The sequence below is a fragment of the Flavobacterium pectinovorum genome (genome assembly GCF_900142715.1).
Classification (GTDB): domain Bacteria; phylum Bacteroidota; class Bacteroidia; order Flavobacteriales; family Flavobacteriaceae; genus Flavobacterium; species Flavobacterium pectinovorum.
In genome coordinates this window covers 132378-150852 of sequence record NZ_FRBX01000001.1, presented here as the reverse complement: position 1 = coordinate 150852, position 18475 = coordinate 132378, and the positions used below count along the sequence as shown (strand labels likewise).

Sequence of the window (18475 nt, the reverse complement as noted above, 5' to 3'; positions counted from 1 at the left end):
TGTTTACCCAAATTATCTGGATTTTTTAATTTAAAAAGAATAGTATAAAAAATGAATTCTACGATTCTACAGCAATAAGTTCTAATACAATACTACTTTCCCGACTGGAAGAAGAAATTTTTAGTCCAATTTTCATTAAAAAATCGCCAGAAAATACATTGCCTGATTCTTCAAAAGTATTTTTACTTTCAGGCATTATATTGATTTCCTTTACTTTATATTTTCTTGAAGGGTCAAGTCCTTCTAATTTTACAATACTGTAATTAGGATCTGTGAGCGGATGCAAGGTGTATGAAAAAACTACCGATTGGGTTTTATCTTTATTAACATACATTAAAACCGCTCTGGTATCTTCATATGGCGAAATCAATCGGTACAACACTCCTTGCCAAATTACCGGACTTAATCTTTTATAATTCGAAACAGCTTCCTGACAAAATTTTAATTCGTTTGGTTTTAATCCTCCAACATGAATATCAAAACCTAGTTTTCCCATCATAGCGACATCGGTTTTAAACTTAATGGACTGATTTCCCATGGAAGTTACGTGATTGCAGGTTGCCAATGCTGGATAAAAATTAGAATAACCCCATTGAATAAATACACGATCAAAAGGATCTGTATTGTCGCTCGCCCAAAACTCCGTAAAATAGTTCAACATTCCGTAATCTGCCCTGCCGCCACCTCCGGCACAAAGCATCATGGGAAGATTTGGATATTTGGCTTTTATTCGGTCCAAAACTTTATAAAGTCCTTTTGTATATTCAATAAACAAATGAGACTGCTGATTTTTTAAATAGGTTGAATAAGCACTCGTCATCATTCGATTACAATCCCATTTAAAAAAAGCCACACCCGATTGTGTCTGCATAATATCATCTACAACCTTAAAAACAAAATCCTGTACTTTCGGGTTGCATAAATCCAGAACCAGTTGTGTGCGGTAAATACTTTTTTCCCTATTTGGAAGGCTTAAAACCCAATCCAGATGTTTTTCGAATAATTCACTTTTTTCATTGATCATTTCAGGTTCAATCCAAATACCAAATTTGACCTCTGTTTTTTTTGCCTGTTCCATTAAAAAACCAATACCATTCGGGAGTTTCGACTTTGTAGCTTCCCAATCGCCTAAGCCAGATGTAGAACCGCTTCTTGGGTATTTATTACCAAACCAGCCATCATCCAGCAAAAACATATCAACACCCAATGTTTTGGCATCTGTAAACATATTGGCCAGTTTCTTTTCATCAAAATCAAAAAAAGTAGTTTCCCAATTATTCAATAAAGTCAAACGTGGTTTTTCTCCATCTTTAAGCCCATATTTTCTTGCCCAATCATGTAAATTTCTACTCGCCTGCCCTTTTCCGTGATTCGAAAATGTATAGATAAAAGCTGGTGTTTTAAACACTTTTCCGGGTTCTAAATTGTATTCTGATGCAAATTCATTGATTCCCGAAATAATTCTAAGTTCATTATTGTTATCAATATCAAAAGTGTACTTAAAATTTCCCGACCAGGCTATTGAACCCGCAATAACTTCACCATTATTTTCTCCTGCTTTTTCATTTAATGAAAGAAAAAAACTGGGCGACGCAAACATATTGGTTCGAACTCCTAATTTTGAATCGATCACTTTACTTCCTCTTGTCAGCTGGCTTTCTTCCATTCTCATTTCTTCCACAACATCACTGTAAAATTGTGTCAGCCAATATTTATCAGCATCTAAATGCAAAGCCGATGAAGCATAATTATAAAGTGTAACTGTTTTTTTTTCCTGATGCTGAATTTCTGTCCACGCTTCGATTACATCTTCTTTATAAAATATTTTGTAATGAAGATTGACAAAAACAGGATATTGAGGATCCTTTAATTTGACAATGATTTCGGAAGTATTATCATCTATTTTTTGAACATTATGATTTTGATATTCAAATTCTAATGAAGGATTTCCATCGTTATGCGTCATACGAATAGCGGGCTCAAATAAATTATCGGTACCAAAAGTTGGATATGCCGAATGACGCAAATCAATTAAAGGATTGCCGTCATTTACCACAAACTTTTTTGTGTTTTCTTTCGAAATCAATTCATATTCTAAACTGTTATTCAACTTTGTACCAAAATAGGTTTGATACAGTTTTTTGTTTTTACCCACTTTTAAAACCAAAGCCGAACTTTCAGTTTCAATACAAATCAATGCACTTTCCTGTGCCTGAACAGCAGTATAAACAATTGTTAGGAATAACAGTAAAAATCGCTTCATTTTTTATTTTTTTTAATTAATCTTTCCGGATGTAATTACAATATTTTATATAATAGATAGTACAATATGCTTCTTTGTATAAATTTTTCACGCAGATTTTGCAGATTTTAGCAGATTCTTTTTTAAACTTTTAAGATTTAATCCGCTGCATATATTTACTGCGATGTTTGAAAAAAATATACTTCTTTTTGCATCCTATTTAATATAAAAAAAAATCTATATTCAATCTGTTTAAAAAAATAAGAGCTTATAAATAAATCTGCTAAAATCTGCTAAATCTGCGTAAAAATAAACACCGGATTAGCTAATCATCACAGAGAATCTATGTGCCTAACAATTAATAACCAAAAGGATTGTCAACGCTATGCATTGGCTCGGTAAACCACTTTGCTCCGTTTTCAGTCATGTAAAAATGATCTTCATGTCTGATTCCAAATTTTCCGGGAATACAAATCATCGGTTCATTACTAACAACCATTCCTTCAAGCAGTTTTATTTCGCTTCCGCGGACTAAATACGGGTATTCATGAATGTCAAGTCCGGTTCCGTGCCCAACCCTGTGCGGTAATCCAGGTAAATCATAATCCGGACTTAATCCGGCTTGAGCCAATGTTTTTCGGGCTGCATCATCTACAGATCCGCATGAAGAGCCAATTTTTGCAGCTTCAAAAGCAGCGAGTTGTACGTTTTTTTCTAAATTCCAAATCGTTTTATATTCTTCAGAAACTGTTCCGTACACATACGATCTCGTAATATCAGAAAGATAGCCTTCTAATCTACAGCCGGTATCAATAATAACGGCCTGATTTTCTTTTAAATCCTGAGGAACAGAAACGCCGTGAGGATATTGTGTATCATCTGCAAACAAAACAATACAGAAATAAGAACCAGAAGATATTCCGGCCTTTATATGCGCTTTATTTATAAAATCTGTTACTTCGCTCACCGAAATTCCAGGTCTTAATATCTTAGCCGCAGCACGCTGTACTTCCATCGTTATGTCTTTTGCTTTTTGAATGATCGCAATTTCATTTTTAGATTTCTGCATTCGGCAAGCCGACGTAATGTTCTGAGCAGTTGTAAAATCATAAGCTATATTTGCTTTTGAAATTCCATCAACTAAAAAATAAGGAGAAGCTTCATCAATGGCAATTGTACCGCTATTCAGGTTTTTATCTGTCAATAATTTTCCTAATAGAATATAAGGAGATTCGTGTTCTTCCCAACAATTAATACGTGACTCAACCTGCATGTATTTTTTAAAAGTACCTTCTTCAAATTTTGGAACAATGTATTCTAAAGTTCCATCATCAAATAATAACGCTCCCACCATTCTTTCTGAAGCATTCCAACGAGTTCCTGTAAAATAATACAGATTGGTTCCTGCATTTAGATACAATGCTTTTACAGAAAGCGCTTTCATCAACAAAACTGATTTTTTGATACGCTCCAGATATTCCTCTAAAAGAATGGGTTGTACATCCTGAGTTCTGTTTGCTATTTTTCCTAATTCTGTGGCTGCGTCAGAACCACCTATACCTATTGTCATTTTTTTATTTTTTTAATTTAAACGGCTAAATTAATAAGTTTTTAATTATTCCTTTTTTGGTTGAGTCTGCTTCATTAGCTGAAGTAAATCTTCCTGATTCAGCGCATAATCGTACATGCGAAGTGAAGCAATAAATCCGGAGAAATTTTCACCAATATCTGAAGCTCCTATTATAATTTTAGCCTTATCAATTGCTGATGATAACAGCATATTTTGAGAATTATCTAAAATGCTGTCTACATAAATTTTCTCCACAACACCATCAAAAGTCAAAACGATATAATGCCATTTATTAGCTTCGGGAATCTTGTTGAATTTCATATCAAAATGACCGTCTAAATGTACTCCTGCACCATAACTCCCGCTATTGTAAGCCAGCGCATTATAAGAATTTGCCAAACCAAATTCGGTTCTGTCACACCATGATACTATAATCTCTCCTTCGTTTGCAATTTCAGGGTTTTTAACCCAGGCTGCAACTGTGTAAGAACCATTCCAGGCTAAGCTTTTGGGTACTGATTTATTTAAAGTAAAAGCTCCGTTTTTAAAATGAAAAGCCTTAATTCCTTCTGATTTTTCTAAAGATATGTCTCCGCTTTTTGTGAAAATTCCACCAATAGAACCTTTATTAGAAATAGCATTCAGATCAGATATTTTTCCTGCATCAAGATCAACCAATAATTTTTTAGTGCTTTTAACAGCAGGAACTATCTTAGATGCTGTATTTTTTAATTTTAAAGGAAGATCAAATAATGAACTGTATATTTTGATGTTCCAGACTGCAGCATAAAGTCCGGTTTTTTCTGTTGCTAAAACAGTTAGTTTTATATAACGCGCCGTTACGTCGTTGTCATCAATCATTGGGCTTCCCGCTGTACGATTCTTGGATTTATCGGAATATAGATTCCAATTTTTTCCATTTAAAGAATACTCCAATTTGTATTGATAGTAATAACTGGCAAATTCAAATTGGGTCATTATTCTTTTAATCTTTTTTTCAGAACCCAAATCAACAATCAAATCTTGTGGCGTTGTATTATCTGCAGCTTTCCACATTGTGGCATTATTATCATCAGTCGCATACGAAGGCTGATATTGATAATCGTACTGAGTTGATTTTAAATGATAAAATGAAGAAGCTGTTGTTTTTGCCTTAAAAGCAATGTTTTCAGGAACCTCAGACTTTACCAAATCTTCAATCCCTTTATTTGAAGGCACAACCGTTTTAATTGTCGAATCGTTTTCAAAAATCATTTTATCAATGCAAACTTGTCTGGCTAGTCCGCCTCTGGTCATTGGATAATCGTGTTTGTGATATACAATGTAATAATCATCTTTCTCTTGTAATACAGAATGATGCCCGGGTCCATGAACGGTCTGATTTTCATTGGTACTCAAAATGGGATTATTTTTGCCGGGAGTAAAAGGTCCGTATGGCGAATTAGAATACGAATAACGCACATTGTAAGTTTCGTCATGACAAGAGGCTCCGGAATACATCAGAATGTACTTAGAACCTTTTTTCATCATATAAGCAGCTTCAAATGGAGCCGGAGTTTGCGCTAAGGGAATATTGGCAGAATTCATCATTCCGCTCATATTTTTTTTGTTCAACTCTCCTACAGCATATCCGCCATTATAATGCACCCAGGTTCCCCAATATCCATAGATTTTTCCATCGGTATCTTTAAAAAACTGTGCATCAAGTGAAGGGAAATTTTCTCTGGGATACCCATTTGAAATTACCGGAACATCCTGATCACTTAATTTTTTCCAAGGTCCAACAGGCGAATCTGAAACATAGCCATAAATATTACAGCCTATTTCGCAGTTTCCAAAATACAAATAATATTTACCATCATCGCCTTCGATAATATCGGGAGCCCAAAAATTAGTTATTACTTTTGCTGAAAAAGAAGGGATTTCCATGATGTAGTTATACCAATTTTTAAAATCTTTACTATACCAAACGGTTGGCGCTCCGGATGCCAGCATTTCATTGTCTGTAGTGGCATAGATATAATAAATATCTCCAAATTTTTTAATTGTAGGATCTGCAAACCAACCCGGTAAAATAGGATTTCCGGCGCCGGGAGTATTTACATCAACGTCTTTTTGGGCAAAAATAGTTCCCGCAAAAAAAAGTAAAATGAGACTGTATAATAGGTTCTTTTTCAGCATTGCAATTATTAACTTTTGTTGATTTTAAAACGTTGGGTATGATTATTTTGATCCATTTATTCTGTTTTGATTTGCAAATCCTTTGTCTATTTTTCTCGCAGATTTGGCAGATTTAGCAGATTTATTTTATAAACTCTTGTTTTTAGATTTATTAAAAAAATATGTTTTTTTACCACTGCAGTAAATCTATGTTCTCCTGATTAAATTATTAAAATTTAAAAAAAAGAATCTGCACAATCTGCCAAATCTGCGTGAAAAAAATTAAACAAATAAAAATATCAGCCTGAAACCTAATCATTTAATTTACATTCAATGAATTCAATTAATATTTCCAAACCAGTACATCAGCGGTTTTTATTGCTGAAGTTCCAATAATAATTTTGGCGCTTTTTGGTAAATTGAGGTTGTAGATTTTATCCGAATAATTGACTGCGATACCAAATCCGTCACGATACTCCACCATAATACCCTCGGGATAATTTTCTATAGGAGCATTTTGCTTTTGATATAATTTTCTTAATACTTGTTTTTCAAGTTCGCCATTTTTAGAATCTACTCCAATATAAGTAACTGATCCCTTACCTAAATTACGTGAAATAATAGCGGGAGTTCCAGCGTAAAAATCGCCTTCATAGGTTCCCCAGATTTCAGTTTCTTTATTTGGTTTTAGTAAATCTCCCCAGCTTGTCCAGCCAAATTCCTGATTATTAAACTTTATTATACCCGGAGATTGTGGCATTAAGAGATCATAGGATTCTATTTGTGAACCTATTAAATTCCACATGGGTTCATAGAATTTAGCTTCCCAAAGATGGCCTTCACGATTTTGAATTCCGGATCGACAACTCAAGATTAAATTTCCTCCGTTTTTGGCATACAAAGTCAATTTATCAATCATTTTTTGGTCAATCATCTGATAAGCAGGTACTATTAAAAAAGGATATTTAGAGAAATCCGTTGTATCCCGAACAAAATCAACTGGCGCACCCATCGATTTTGTTGCTTTATAATATTTTAAGAAATGCCCAATGGTATTCCACTCTTTTGTTTGCTTGTTTAACTCGATACCCATCACATTATCGGCGTTAAATAGAATTCCTGTTTTACGTTTTAAATAATAATCTGGTAATACTGCTTTAGCATCATACTTTTTTCGTAATGTATCAATTTCTTTTATAAACTGACTGAATTCTAGACCTCCAACAGTTGGTGTTATACCATCTGTGCCTACAATACCATAATGAAATTGCTCATACCCATACAAAGGCGCACGAAAACGATACGTACACGCAAATTTACTTCCTCCGGCAAAAACATGCCAAAGCCACATACGAACACTTCCGGGCAATGGCTGCGGATTAATACTTCCCCAATTCACTTGTCCTGGCTGTAATTCCATGCAGCCATACATACCTTTTAAGGGACGAAAAAAATCATTGGACACACCAATACTGGTGTAATCTCCTAAACGATAGCCTTTTGAGCCGATTCCTAAACTTCCACCATAAACCAAGTAACGGGTGTAACAATCAAAATCTAATTCCTTACTCATCCCCACGAAACTTTCATCATAGTTGGATCTGTAATTAGAGGTAATCCATTGGTCTTTGGTTATGTATTTGCGTATGGTAAGCGCCTGGTTATCGAGAAAAGTTGCCGTTTCCTGATCTGCAAATCGATAATGATCTAATTGGGAGTGTAAGTTCATTCCCCATTCTTTGTGCAGCGGAATATTAATCTGATCAAAATTGCTATAAGTTCCACTCCAGAAATTGTTGCCCCAAGCCTTATTTAAAGCGTCAATAGTTACATATTTTTCTTTTAGCCAATTGCGATAGCGTTGCTGTGCATCTGGTCCATAATCCAGAAAACGAGATGGTTCATTGTCTACCTGCCAACCAATAATGTTTTTATTATTGCCATATCTTTTTGCCAATTGTTCAATCATTTTTAGCGAATAGCTTCGATAATAATTACTTGAAAATGATGCATGTTGTCTCGAACCGTGATCTGTTTTGGTTCCATCTTCATAAGTTGCAAGGATATCAGGATGCTGGCGAACCAACCATACAGGAGGTGTTGCTGTTGAAGTACACATGATAATTTTTAAATTATATTTTACAGCAATTTCAACAGCTTTATCTAACCATTTAAAATCATAAACACCTTCTTGCGGTTCTAATTGCGCCCAGGCAAATTCACCAAAATGAGTAAACTCAAAACCCATTTCGGCAATTTTTTTCAAATCCCGATCCCATTGACTCTGATCCCAATGCTCAGGATAATAATAAACCCCTACTGTTGTCAGGTCTTTTTTTGGGAAATATTTGTCGAAATTTTGAGCACCAGAATTTAAACTGATAAGTACTCCAAATACAGTAAATATTATTTTTTTGAAAAGGTGTTTTTTTGATTTCTGCATTATTTCATCCTTATAAATTAATTTGAATCTCTTTATTTTTCAAAGCAATTTTATAAGCGCCTCTCACTTTTTCATAAGATAATTTCACATCCTGATCTACTCTTAAATAAGCATTTGGTGTATAGGCTGTTTTAGGATCTAAAGTAAGGGTCACTTTTCCTGTTTTAGTATTATAACTTACCTTTTTAAAAGTTCCTGCATCTAATGTTAACCACATTTTTTTCGGTGCAATGAAAATCTTAGATTTTGCTGCTGTTGTAATAGCTACATCAACTACATCTCCTTTTTCTGTTACATTTCCTCCAAAAGCCAGCCAGCCGAATTCTTTTTCATTGGTAATAAAAGTAGCTGTATTAACCGCATACCCAAAGAATCCAGAACCATAATCTCCTGATAAATAATCGATTCTTAAAGTTTCAGGATAAGAGTGAAAAGCCGCTGATCCAAAACCGTCTTCGGTAATATTTGAAATTCCGCCTAATAATCCGCCGTAACCTACTTTCAATAAATGAAAATCATCAGGTGTTTTTCTGAATTGCTCTAAAACCGGAATCGCATTTAAAGCCGAACCATAATGATGAATCTGGCGTTCTACTCTGGATAATTTTCCTCCGTATAAAAAATCCCAGTACCTGCGCGCATTTCCGTTATACGCCCAGTGCGGCATTGTAGGCATATAGGCTAAAATAGCATCAAGGGTTATTTTTGCTTTATCATTGTATCCAAAATAATCAGACCACATATACACTTCTTCCTGACCTGTAGAATCCCAAGGCATTTCACTTCCAAAAGGATAATTAAGCGTTCTCCAGTGATCGGCTCTCACTTTCATTTTAGCCTCCAGATTATTCGCCATTTCAGTATATCCTTCCGTTTTTAAATCTTTTAGAATCAATAAAAAAACCGTTCCTTCCATTTGTCCAAACTGCGCATAATAAGGTGCTAATGTTGTCATGGCAATACTGGTTTCGTAAGCACTTTTTAAATACCAGTCCCAGTCGTGATTGGTAACCAAACCGTCATGATATCTTGCCAAACGATACATTGTCCAGTATGCGGCTGCAACGTGTGGATAATTATAAGATCTTCCCGGATCATCAGAACCTTTTTTGTCCCATGCAGCCCAGGTTTTATAATTAACATCTTTGTTGTATGTTCCTTCTGGCATTAGTTTGGGTTCGTAATAAAAAACACTTTTTTTAACGCCGTATTTCAATGTATCAGCGGTATTATACTGAATTCCGCCCCACAGCGTTTTATCCACAAACTGCTGTAGTTTTTCTATTTCTTCTTTATTGGGTTCTACCAATTGTTTCATGACAGCGCCAAGCCAGCCTCCTGCCCCGCCTTCATCACTTAGACCCGAAATCCAGACACGACTGTCCTGAACAACTTGCTTTTTGGTTTCATAATCATACGAGATTACCGAAGGATTTCTGTGGAAAGGATCATTTTTTTCATCAAACCATTGGGCTGTAGTCAAAAAATGTCCAAAATCGGCTATTACATTAGTTTCTGATTTAATTACTTTATAATTGATTGTTTGCTCTAATCCGTCTTCATAGACTACTGTTAATCTGGCTCTTCCCCATTTTTTTCCGTGTACAGCATATTGAAAATATCCATTTTTATTTTTTGATTTTTCCTCGATTGCCAAAGATCCTTCCGGCTCAATTTTAAAAGATTTTACTGCTTTTTTATATTTCAAAAAAAGCTGACCGTTAACATCCAGAGGCAATACATAACCCGGAACGCCAACTGCTACCGGACGTTCGTTTTGAATTAAACCAGCCTGAATGTTTTCAATTTGATCGACCAAGACAAACTTCAATGAAAAACTTTTTGTTTCTCCCGGTTGAAGCACTAATGAAGTTGGCGTATTCCATTGTTCGGCAGTTTTCCATTCGTTATCGGCATAGGCTTTACTGATAGGCATCCACTCATGAAAACCTTCAAAAACAATACTTCTTGGTGTATCATCATCCAATAACGGACGATATGCTTCAAAAGGCATATTCACTTCCGGAAGTACTAACAATGCCGGACCATGGCCACTTAATCTTTTTACTTCAAGATAACCGGCATCTTTACCAATATAAGGATCAAAAAAGACGTTGTGAAGATGGGTTTCATCTAATGTTTTCCCTTCCAAAATATTATTAAAAACCATAGGAACGCCTAATGCTCCTATTTCCTGAGCCGTAGCCGATTTATTTAAAATTTCAAAACGCAAGATTAAATTCCCGTCTTTTTGCTCATAAAAACGTTTTATGGTTAAAGGAATATCGGCTGGTAATGTATTCGAAAGATCAGCTGCTGCCAAAACATTTCCCGAAACATTTAAAGGAGTAACTGAAGCTCTTTTTGCTGCTGTTGAATAACTTTTCCAGCTTCCATCTACTGCTTTAATTCTCAGATTAATATCTCCTAATTGATAAAGTCCGTCTTTATCACGAATCGAGAGTCGTTCTCCGGGTGTAAAATCGAAAGTTTTATCTGTAACCGGAGACAAAGTGGCAACTGTTTGAGATGCTTTTACTAATTTAAGTTCAAAAGATTTTGTGCTCAAATTAAGAAATCCTTTGTCGATTTCAAGAGTTGATTTTTTAGCTTTAATTTTATCCCAATATTCTTGTGCCTGCAAGTTATTTACAACAAAGGTGCAGCCAATAATTAAAGCAAATAATTTTATTTTCTTCATAATTCCTATTATTTTTAAAGAGCTGAACAGACTTAATTCAGCTTCTTTGTTATACTTTTTACAGATAAATTTCAGCGTATTCTAATTATTTAAAATCAGTCGAAAACTTCCAATTGGTTTTATAATCTTCAGAAACAGGCAAATCTTCTAATAGAATCCGCAGCATTTCTACAGGCATAATATTTTCTTTTAAAACACGGTCGTGAAATTGTTTTTCTGTCCATCCTTTGGCTAACAATTCATTTCTTAAAGCATAAAACTGCAAACCTCCTGTCATGTATGCAACCTGATACAACGGTGCGTCTCCGCTGGCAAACGAACGTCTGACTTCGGCTTCTGCATTTGCTCTTTCGTGTCCTACTTCGTTCACTAATAAATCGATACATTGCTGCGGTGTCATTTCGCCCAAATGATATTTCAGTGAAAATATGATTCTGGCACAACGATGAATTCTCCAAAATAACATGCCTAATTTTTGTTCGGGTGTCTGCGGAAATTGTTTGTTCCAAAGATTAATTTCCCAATATAAAGCCCAGCCTTCCATCCAAAACGGTGTATCAAATGGCTGACGATATGATTTGTAACGGCTGTTCATGAAAAACTGTAAGTTATGTCCCGGAAGTAGTTCATGCTGTACGGTTGCAAAAGAAAAATTCGGATTATTACCGCGCATGCTCATCAATTTGTCTTTCTGATCCATGTCTTCGGTTGGATAGGATATGCTGATTTCCCAGCCACCTGTAAAAAACGGATTTATTTTTTGACGTTCCGGCGTCATCATAATCATCTGCCAGGTTTCTTTTGTCAAATCCGGCAACGTTATTAAATCTCTGTCTTCTATAAATTTTACTGATTGATTGTATAAATTAGTAATCGCTTGTGGCTGTTCACCTGCCGGAACATAAGTATCTTTAACATGTTCGAGTGCTTTTTTCCAATCGTTTCCATAACCCAATTCTGTTGATGCTTTGATCATTTCTTTTTTGCACCATTCAAACTGACTTTGTGCCGTCGATATTAATTCTTCCGGAGAATATGGAATGTATTCAAATGCAAGGCTTTTGATGATGGCATCTCTTCCAATTGGTTTTCCAATAATTCCGCTTCCATCATCTTTTACACTTGTTTTTGGATAATTGGTTTTTAGAAATTCCTCATAAACTTTAAGTTTCTCAGACAGGTTTTTATACGGTTTTTCCATCCACCATGTAAAATCCGGATCATAACTGTAATAAAACTCATAGGCTTCTTTTAAGGATAGTTGAAAAGCAGCTACTGATTTTGCGGCTTTATCGGCTGCAAACCAATCTTTAAATGGTTTTGTTTTTAATAATTCTGTTTTTTTATCGATGCTATTTCCGGCACTATCAAATGCTTTTGCCAATTGACTGGAAACTGGTTTTTTACCTCTTCTTCTTTCCTGAATAAACAGCGAAATATCAGTTGAAAAATCCAACACTGAAGCCACTTCTTTATAGGCTTTATATTCTATCTGCAGAAAATAATCTTCTTTGCTGATCAGGTTTTTCAATAATAAATAATCGACTTTTCCGTCTTTAGATAAATTTTTGAAATCAATATTTTTTACTGTTGTGGACCAATCGGCATAAAATTTAGAAAAACGCACATAATATTCTTCCGATTCATTGTTCGAATAAAAATTTTGCAGCGCGGTTTTATCTGCCTGAAAGGTATTTACAACATCTATAAGTTCGCTGGAAAAAGAAGGCGTTATCATAAATAAAAATAGAATAAGGCTTAGAATTGTTTTTTTCATGCTCGTGGTTTGATGGTTTAGAATGTTTTTTTTGCCACGAATTACACTAATTCACACTAATTTTTGTGAATTTAATTCGTGATAATTTGTGGAATTCGTGGCGAACTTTTTTAGCTATTTCAATCTATTATTTCAACGTAACATCCAGATAAACAGAATGGCGTCCATACGTTTCATAAAACGGTTTATACGAAATTCCGCCTATAGTAAACTCTAATTTTTTCGCATCTCCGGTTATTGATTTGCTGATATCTTTTGCATCAAAAGTTACTTTACGCCAGTCTTTTCGAGGTTCTGTTTCCTGTGCTGCCAATAAGATTGGTCCGTAAAATAAACTGGCTATATTTTGCTGATCCATAACAGGTTCTAAGTGAAACTGAAAAGGCATACGCAACTCAATTACATCTCCATTTTTCCATTTTTTATTTAGCGTAAGATAACTTCCCGGCTGTGCTTTTACTTTTTCTTCTTTTCCATTTATCTTCACAAAAAACCCTTTGGTCGCCCAATGTGGTACACGAACCTTAAGATCGAATTTCCCATCTCCATTGATTTTTAATTTGGTAAAATCTTCATTAGGAAAGTCTGTTGTTTGCTCGATTGTTATCTTTTTTTCTGTCCATTTTAATGTCGAAGGCACATACAGATTTACATAAAGTGCATTGTTATCGGCACTTTTAAAATAAATTGAATTCTGGAATTTGGTATTACTTTCAATCGCTGTTCCATTACAGCAGGTAAATCCTGTCATGTGTGCATTTCCAAATTGTTTTACCGAACCTGGTCTTAACGGTACATGATACGTATTGGCAGGACTATTTTCTGCTACAGAAGAAAGAATGTGATTGTAAAGGCCACGCTCGTAATAATCCATTAACTCTGCACGCTGATCGTATAGAAATAAATCTCCGGTTAGTTTAAGCATGTTGTAAGTGGCACAGGTTTCATTTTGACCTCCCGATGAAAAACCGTTTTCATAAATCGTAGCAGGTTGACTGATAAAACATTCTGCATTGGCTGGATTTCTTGCTCCGGCAACTCCTCCAATACTGTACATATAATCGTTTACGGTTTTGTACCAAAAATTATCAGCAACACGATAATAATCAGGCGTATTAGAGTCACGATACATTTCCAGCGCTCCCATAATTTGCGGAATGTGCTGATTGGCGTGTAATCCTCTAAAAGTATCTACATTTTTAGCGAGTCCGTGTGTGTGATTGGCATCGCCGTAAAAGACTTTAATGTTGTCGAATAATTGTGCTACTTCTAAATAATGTGGATCTTTTGTAATTCTGTATAACCTTGCCATGGCTTCGTTCATTCCGCCAAATTCTCCTGCGATGTAACGGTTCCACATACTGATTAGCGTTTCGGTCGGTAATTTTTTCATACGGGCATATACCCAATTGCCCATTCCTTTTGCAGTTTCAAGCGCTTTTTCGTTACCGCTCACTTCGTAAACATCCATTAATCCGGCCATAATTTTATGTAAGGTGTAATAAGGAGCCCAAATTTGAGTTTTTTGTCCGCCGTAAGTTGCTCCATTTTCGAGCATAATAAATTGATCCGGAGGATAAGCACTAATAAAACCTTCACCCCAATTCCAGTAATCGGTACGAATTCCTTCCGGACTCAAATCTGAATCATAGTTTGTTTTTCCAGGACCAAAAGGAACTGCCGTCGGATCTGACACAAATTTACCTCCGGCTTCCTTTGGTTTTCCTGAAAGCTTTTCTAAGTCGTACAATGTATTAACCATGTACTCCATTTTATCTTTAAAATTAGCCTGAAGCGTTTTATCATATCCTGTACTTGCATATGCCTGAGCAATCGCAGTTAAGTAATGTCCTGTAGCATGGCCGCGTAATTTGGTTTCCTGAGTATCCCAAACGCCAAGCGGTTCTGCTTCTTTGGGTTGTGGCTGCCCAAAAGCGTTGCGAAACATATACAGGAAAGAATCCGGATCTGTCGTTACGAGGGTTGTCAGGAACTTGTCGCGATTTTCTATGAATTTAGTTTGATGACCGTCATGGTCAGCGTTTAAGAATACCTGATCTAATTTGAAAACTTCGAGTTTGCGTTCCGGTGTTGCGGTTTCTTTGGCTTCTTTGACAATTACTGTTGCTTTGGGCTTTAAATCTGTTCCAGAAATGCTTCCGGTTACGGTATATTTTCCGCTTTTAAGTACGTCGCTATTATCCTTCGGCGAAGGCCAAATTACTCTTACCTCTGGCCCTTCAATTCCATTGGTATAAACCCCTTTTATATAACTCGGTAATCTTGGAAGTGTACCCACAACTGTTTCCACTTTTACATCAGAAACGCTTGTAAGGAACTGATTATAAAGCTGTGGTGTTGTTGCTGCAAACTTTGGTAAATCTGCAGTTTGTTCTTCTCCAGATTCTTCTTCCTGGCTTTCTTTCAGGGCATTGTTATAAATTCTGGTAATTTGTTTGTCTGTTAATGGAACTCTGTAAATTCTGAAATCGTGCAATTTTGCATTGAGATAAATATTGCTGTCTGCGAGTGATTTTCCGATGTACAGTTTATTTTTTTCTGCTGAATTATAATCGAATAATTTTGCTAAGTCCAATTCTGCATTCTTGGTATCATTTACCAATAATCCATTCACGTAAGTGCTAATCGATTTGGATGGAATATTAATCACAACTGCAACATAACTCCATTTTCCTGTTTCTAAAGCTGCCGATTTTGTTGTGTATTTTGTTCCTGTTTCTATAATAACCTGCGTTTGAATTCCGGCTTCATTTTCTGTTCCGGCTGGTGCAAAAAACAAATGTGAATTGGTGTTTTTTCCAAAATCAAAAAATCGCTGGTCTTTTTGTGGAGATCTTAAGAAAATCCATCCTGAAATACTCAATGATTCTTCTCCCAACAATCCGTCGGCAGGAATGGAAACAAAAGCTTTACTGTCTGCGGGTAAAGAAAGTACGGTTCCAAATTGTTCGTCGTTTACAAATTTGGCTTTTGTATCGGAAATTTTACCGTGTAAATTATTTCGTGACCAGTCTTTTGCATCGCCATCAAAAACATAGCGGGCAATTAATCCGGTTTCTCCAATCCCGTCCAAAATCTGATCGCCGTTTTGCGCGTTCAAAGTTGTTGTACTTAGTGCACAAAAACTCAAAATCGCACCAATAAATAACTGATATTTTTTCATCACTGCTTCTTTTTCTTATGATTACAAAATCTCTTTTCTTTTCCTTTTAGAAGTTTCTTATTTCGTATAAATTTCTTCCCATGTTGGCGGAATAACTCCTAACAAATGCTGTACAAAATAGTCCCTGCGTTTTCGTTCTCCAAAATCTCCTCCGGCAGAATGTCCCATTCCGGGAACGGTTACCAATTCAAAATTTTTATTGGCTTTTATTAAGGCATTTGCAAATTGCATGGTTGAGGATGGATCGACATTATCATCTAATTCTCCAAGAATCAGCATCAGGTTTCCTTTTACTTGTGCTGCATGCGTCGTATTGGAACAGGCTTCGTATTCTGGTCCAACGGGATATCCCATCCATTGTTCGTTCCACCACATTTTATCCATTCGGTTATCATGACAGCCGCAAGATGATACGGCTACATCATAAAAATCTGAGTTAAAGACCAAAGCGGCTCCTGCATTTTGTCCGCCTGCTGATGTGCCGTGAATTCCCACTTTGTCAATATTCATATAAGGATATTTTGTGGCAGCGGCTTTCATCCAAAGTTTTCTATCAGGGAAACCGGCATCTTTTAAGTTTTTCCAGCAAACATCCTGAAAAGCTTTTGAACGATTTGAAGTTCCCATTCCGTCAATCTGAACCACAATAAATCCTAATTCAGCCAAAGAAGACATCGCCCAGTAATAAGGCTGGAAATTTTTTGGAACAAATGAATCATGGGGTCCGGCATAAATGTATTCGATAATTGGATATTTACGATTAGGATCAAAAGTAGTCGGGCGCACGATCATTCCCCAAATATCTGTTTTGCCGTCTCTGCCTTTTGCTGTAAAAACTTCAGGCGCGGTCCATCCCGTTTTCTCTAATGCCGAAATATCGGCTTTTTGCATTTCGACAATTGTTTTTTGAGAATCTACACTTTTCAGAACCGTAATTGGTGGGGCATCTACACGCGAATACTGATCCACATAATATTTGTAATCTGGCGAAAAAGTTACTTTGTGATTGCCGTTTTCAGTGGTTAATCTGGTGAAGTTTTTTCCGCTAAAATCAATTCGGCATAACTGAAGCAAATACGGATCCTGATTGCTGTCTAATCCGCTGGCCGTAAAGTAGATTTGTTTTTTCTCTTCATCCACTTTTATTACTTCTCTTACCGGCCAGTTTCCTTTGGTAATCTGATTTTTTACTTTTCCGGTAAGGGCATCATACAAATACAAATGATTCCAGCCGTCACGTTCTGAAGCCCAAACTATTTCGTTGCTTTTTTTGCTGTTGTAACGAAATCTTTTCCCACTATAATCTATAAAGGTTGGACTTTTTTCTTCTATAATAATTTTTACATTTCCGGTAGCAGCGTTTAAATCGAGAACACGATACACCTGATGTCCTCTTTGATTGTATTCAAAAGTAAGACCGCTGTTGTCGTCTTTCCATTCTATTTCTGTGAGTTCATATTGCTCCGGAAATAAATCTGTGGCAATGGGAATATGTTTTTTTGAAGCCACTACAAACAACTGCGGACTTTTAAATGGTAATTGATCGCCTGGTTTTAAATAATCTCTGTTTTGCAGTTTTGGCTGAAACTGATCTGCAGGACTTGATTCTACAAAATAAATTTTATGCTCTTCTCCCGGTCTCACTTTGTAGGCCATAATCATTTTACTGTCTGGCGACCATTGCATATAAGACGAATAATAAAACCCTTTTGAGCCATCATAACTTAATTGGGTTTCTGCTTTTGTTTTTTTGTTTTGTATGTATAAATTATAATTTTTTATGAATGCAATATGCAGGGAATCCGGAGAGCCTACGGGTTTATTTCCAAACTCATCAAAATTTCCGCCCCAGTATTCATTTTTGTTTAATGGCAGTTTATAACCACTTACTTTTGTTAGTTCGTATGTTTGTAAATTACAAGAAAGTTTAAGTGTATCTGTTGTAAAAACCAGTTTTTCAAGCATTTTATCAAATTCTAAATTTTCAATTGGAAGATCTTTTGCAGTAACTTCTTTACCCGAAAATTTAGATAAGGATTGTGCTAATTTTGTATGGTCAAACGCCTGAGATTGCTTTTGCTGTTTGGTGTTTACCAAAAGAAATTCTTTTCCTTTTTGCAGGTTATTGCTATACCATACATAATCATTTCCAATCCAATGAAATTCTTTAGGCGTATTAATCACTTTATTCTTAAATAAAGAATCTACGGCATTTGCTTTCTTATACTCTTTCAAAGTTCCCTGAGCGTGAGCAAACAAACACCATGAAAGTGTTAAAAACACACTTATTTTTTTGTTAGTTGTCTTCATAATTTAAATATTAATAAAAATATATATTATTTATTGACGGTTATGGGTTAATATTAACAGATAGTAATATTATATTACCCATCAGAAG

At 35.6% G+C, this 18475-nt stretch carries 8 protein-coding genes; all 8 read right to left on the bottom strand.

What is annotated here, in order from left to right; all coding sequences use genetic code 11:
* Nucleotides 1–58 precede the first annotated feature (58 nt).
* On the bottom strand, nucleotides 59–2263 hold the full coding sequence (locus BUE22_RS00490) for an alpha-galactosidase (RefSeq protein ID WP_073392899.1): 2205 nt from the start codon (nucleotides 2261–2263) through the stop codon (nucleotides 59–61).
* A gap of 337 nt (nucleotides 2264–2600) precedes the next feature.
* The gene (locus tag BUE22_RS00485) at nucleotides 2601–3812 is read right to left on the bottom strand and encodes a M24 family metallopeptidase (protein WP_073392897.1); all 1212 of its coding nucleotides are present in this window, start codon (nucleotides 3810–3812) and stop codon (nucleotides 2601–2603) included.
* 45 nt (nucleotides 3813–3857) lie between these two features.
* A complete protein-coding gene (locus tag BUE22_RS00480) occupies nucleotides 3858–5993 on the bottom strand; it encodes a family 43 glycosylhydrolase (protein ID WP_073392895.1) in 2136 nt (711 codons plus the stop codon).
* Nucleotides 5994–6315: 322 nt separating this feature from the next.
* The gene (locus BUE22_RS00475; RefSeq protein ID WP_073392893.1) at nucleotides 6316–8415 is read right to left on the bottom strand and encodes a beta-galactosidase; all 2100 of its coding nucleotides are present in this window, start codon (nucleotides 8413–8415) and stop codon (nucleotides 6316–6318) included.
* A 10-nt stretch (nucleotides 8416–8425) separates the two neighbouring features.
* A complete protein-coding gene (locus BUE22_RS00470) occupies nucleotides 8426–11116 on the bottom strand; it encodes a DUF5695 domain-containing protein (RefSeq protein ID WP_073392891.1) in 2691 nt (896 codons plus the stop codon).
* Nucleotides 11117–11201: 85 nt separating this feature from the next.
* Nucleotides 11202–12893, bottom strand: a complete 1692-nt coding sequence (locus BUE22_RS00465) for a DUF885 family protein (RefSeq protein ID WP_073392889.1) — start codon at nucleotides 12891–12893, stop codon at nucleotides 11202–11204.
* 127 nt (nucleotides 12894–13020) lie between these two features.
* Nucleotides 13021–16077 (bottom strand): beta-L-arabinofuranosidase domain-containing protein, encoded by a 3057-nt coding sequence (locus BUE22_RS00460; protein ID WP_073392887.1) that lies wholly within the window; start codon nucleotides 16075–16077, stop codon nucleotides 13021–13023.
* Between the two features lie 57 nt (nucleotides 16078–16134).
* On the bottom strand, nucleotides 16135–18387 hold the full coding sequence (locus BUE22_RS00455; protein ID WP_073392885.1) for a S9 family peptidase: 2253 nt from the start codon (nucleotides 18385–18387) through the stop codon (nucleotides 16135–16137).
* Nucleotides 18388–18475 lie beyond the last annotated feature (88 nt).

Bases quoted from the DNA above. Each gene is read 5' to 3' on its own strand.
- BUE22_RS00460 (WP_073392887.1), bottom strand. From the start codon at position 16,077: ATGAAAAAATATCAGTTATTTATTGGTGCGATTTTGAGTTTTTGTGCA.
- BUE22_RS00490 (WP_073392899.1), bottom strand. From the start codon at position 2,263: ATGAAGCGATTTTTACTGTTATTCCTAACAATTGTTTATACTGCTGTT.
- BUE22_RS00485 (WP_073392897.1), bottom strand. From the start codon at position 3,812: ATGACAATAGGTATAGGTGGTTCTGACGCAGCCACAGAATTAGGAAAA.
- BUE22_RS00470 (WP_073392891.1), bottom strand. From the start codon at position 11,116: ATGAAGAAAATAAAATTATTTGCTTTAATTATTGGCTGCACCTTTGTT.
- BUE22_RS00455 (WP_073392885.1), bottom strand. From the start codon at position 18,387: ATGAAGACAACTAACAAAAAAATAAGTGTGTTTTTAACACTTTCATGG.
- BUE22_RS00465 (WP_073392889.1), bottom strand. From the start codon at position 12,893: ATGAAAAAAACAATTCTAAGCCTTATTCTATTTTTATTTATGATAACG.
- BUE22_RS00475 (WP_073392893.1), bottom strand. From the start codon at position 8,415: ATGCAGAAATCAAAAAAACACCTTTTCAAAAAAATAATATTTACTGTA.
- BUE22_RS00480 (WP_073392895.1), bottom strand. From the start codon at position 5,993: ATGCTGAAAAAGAACCTATTATACAGTCTCATTTTACTTTTTTTTGCG.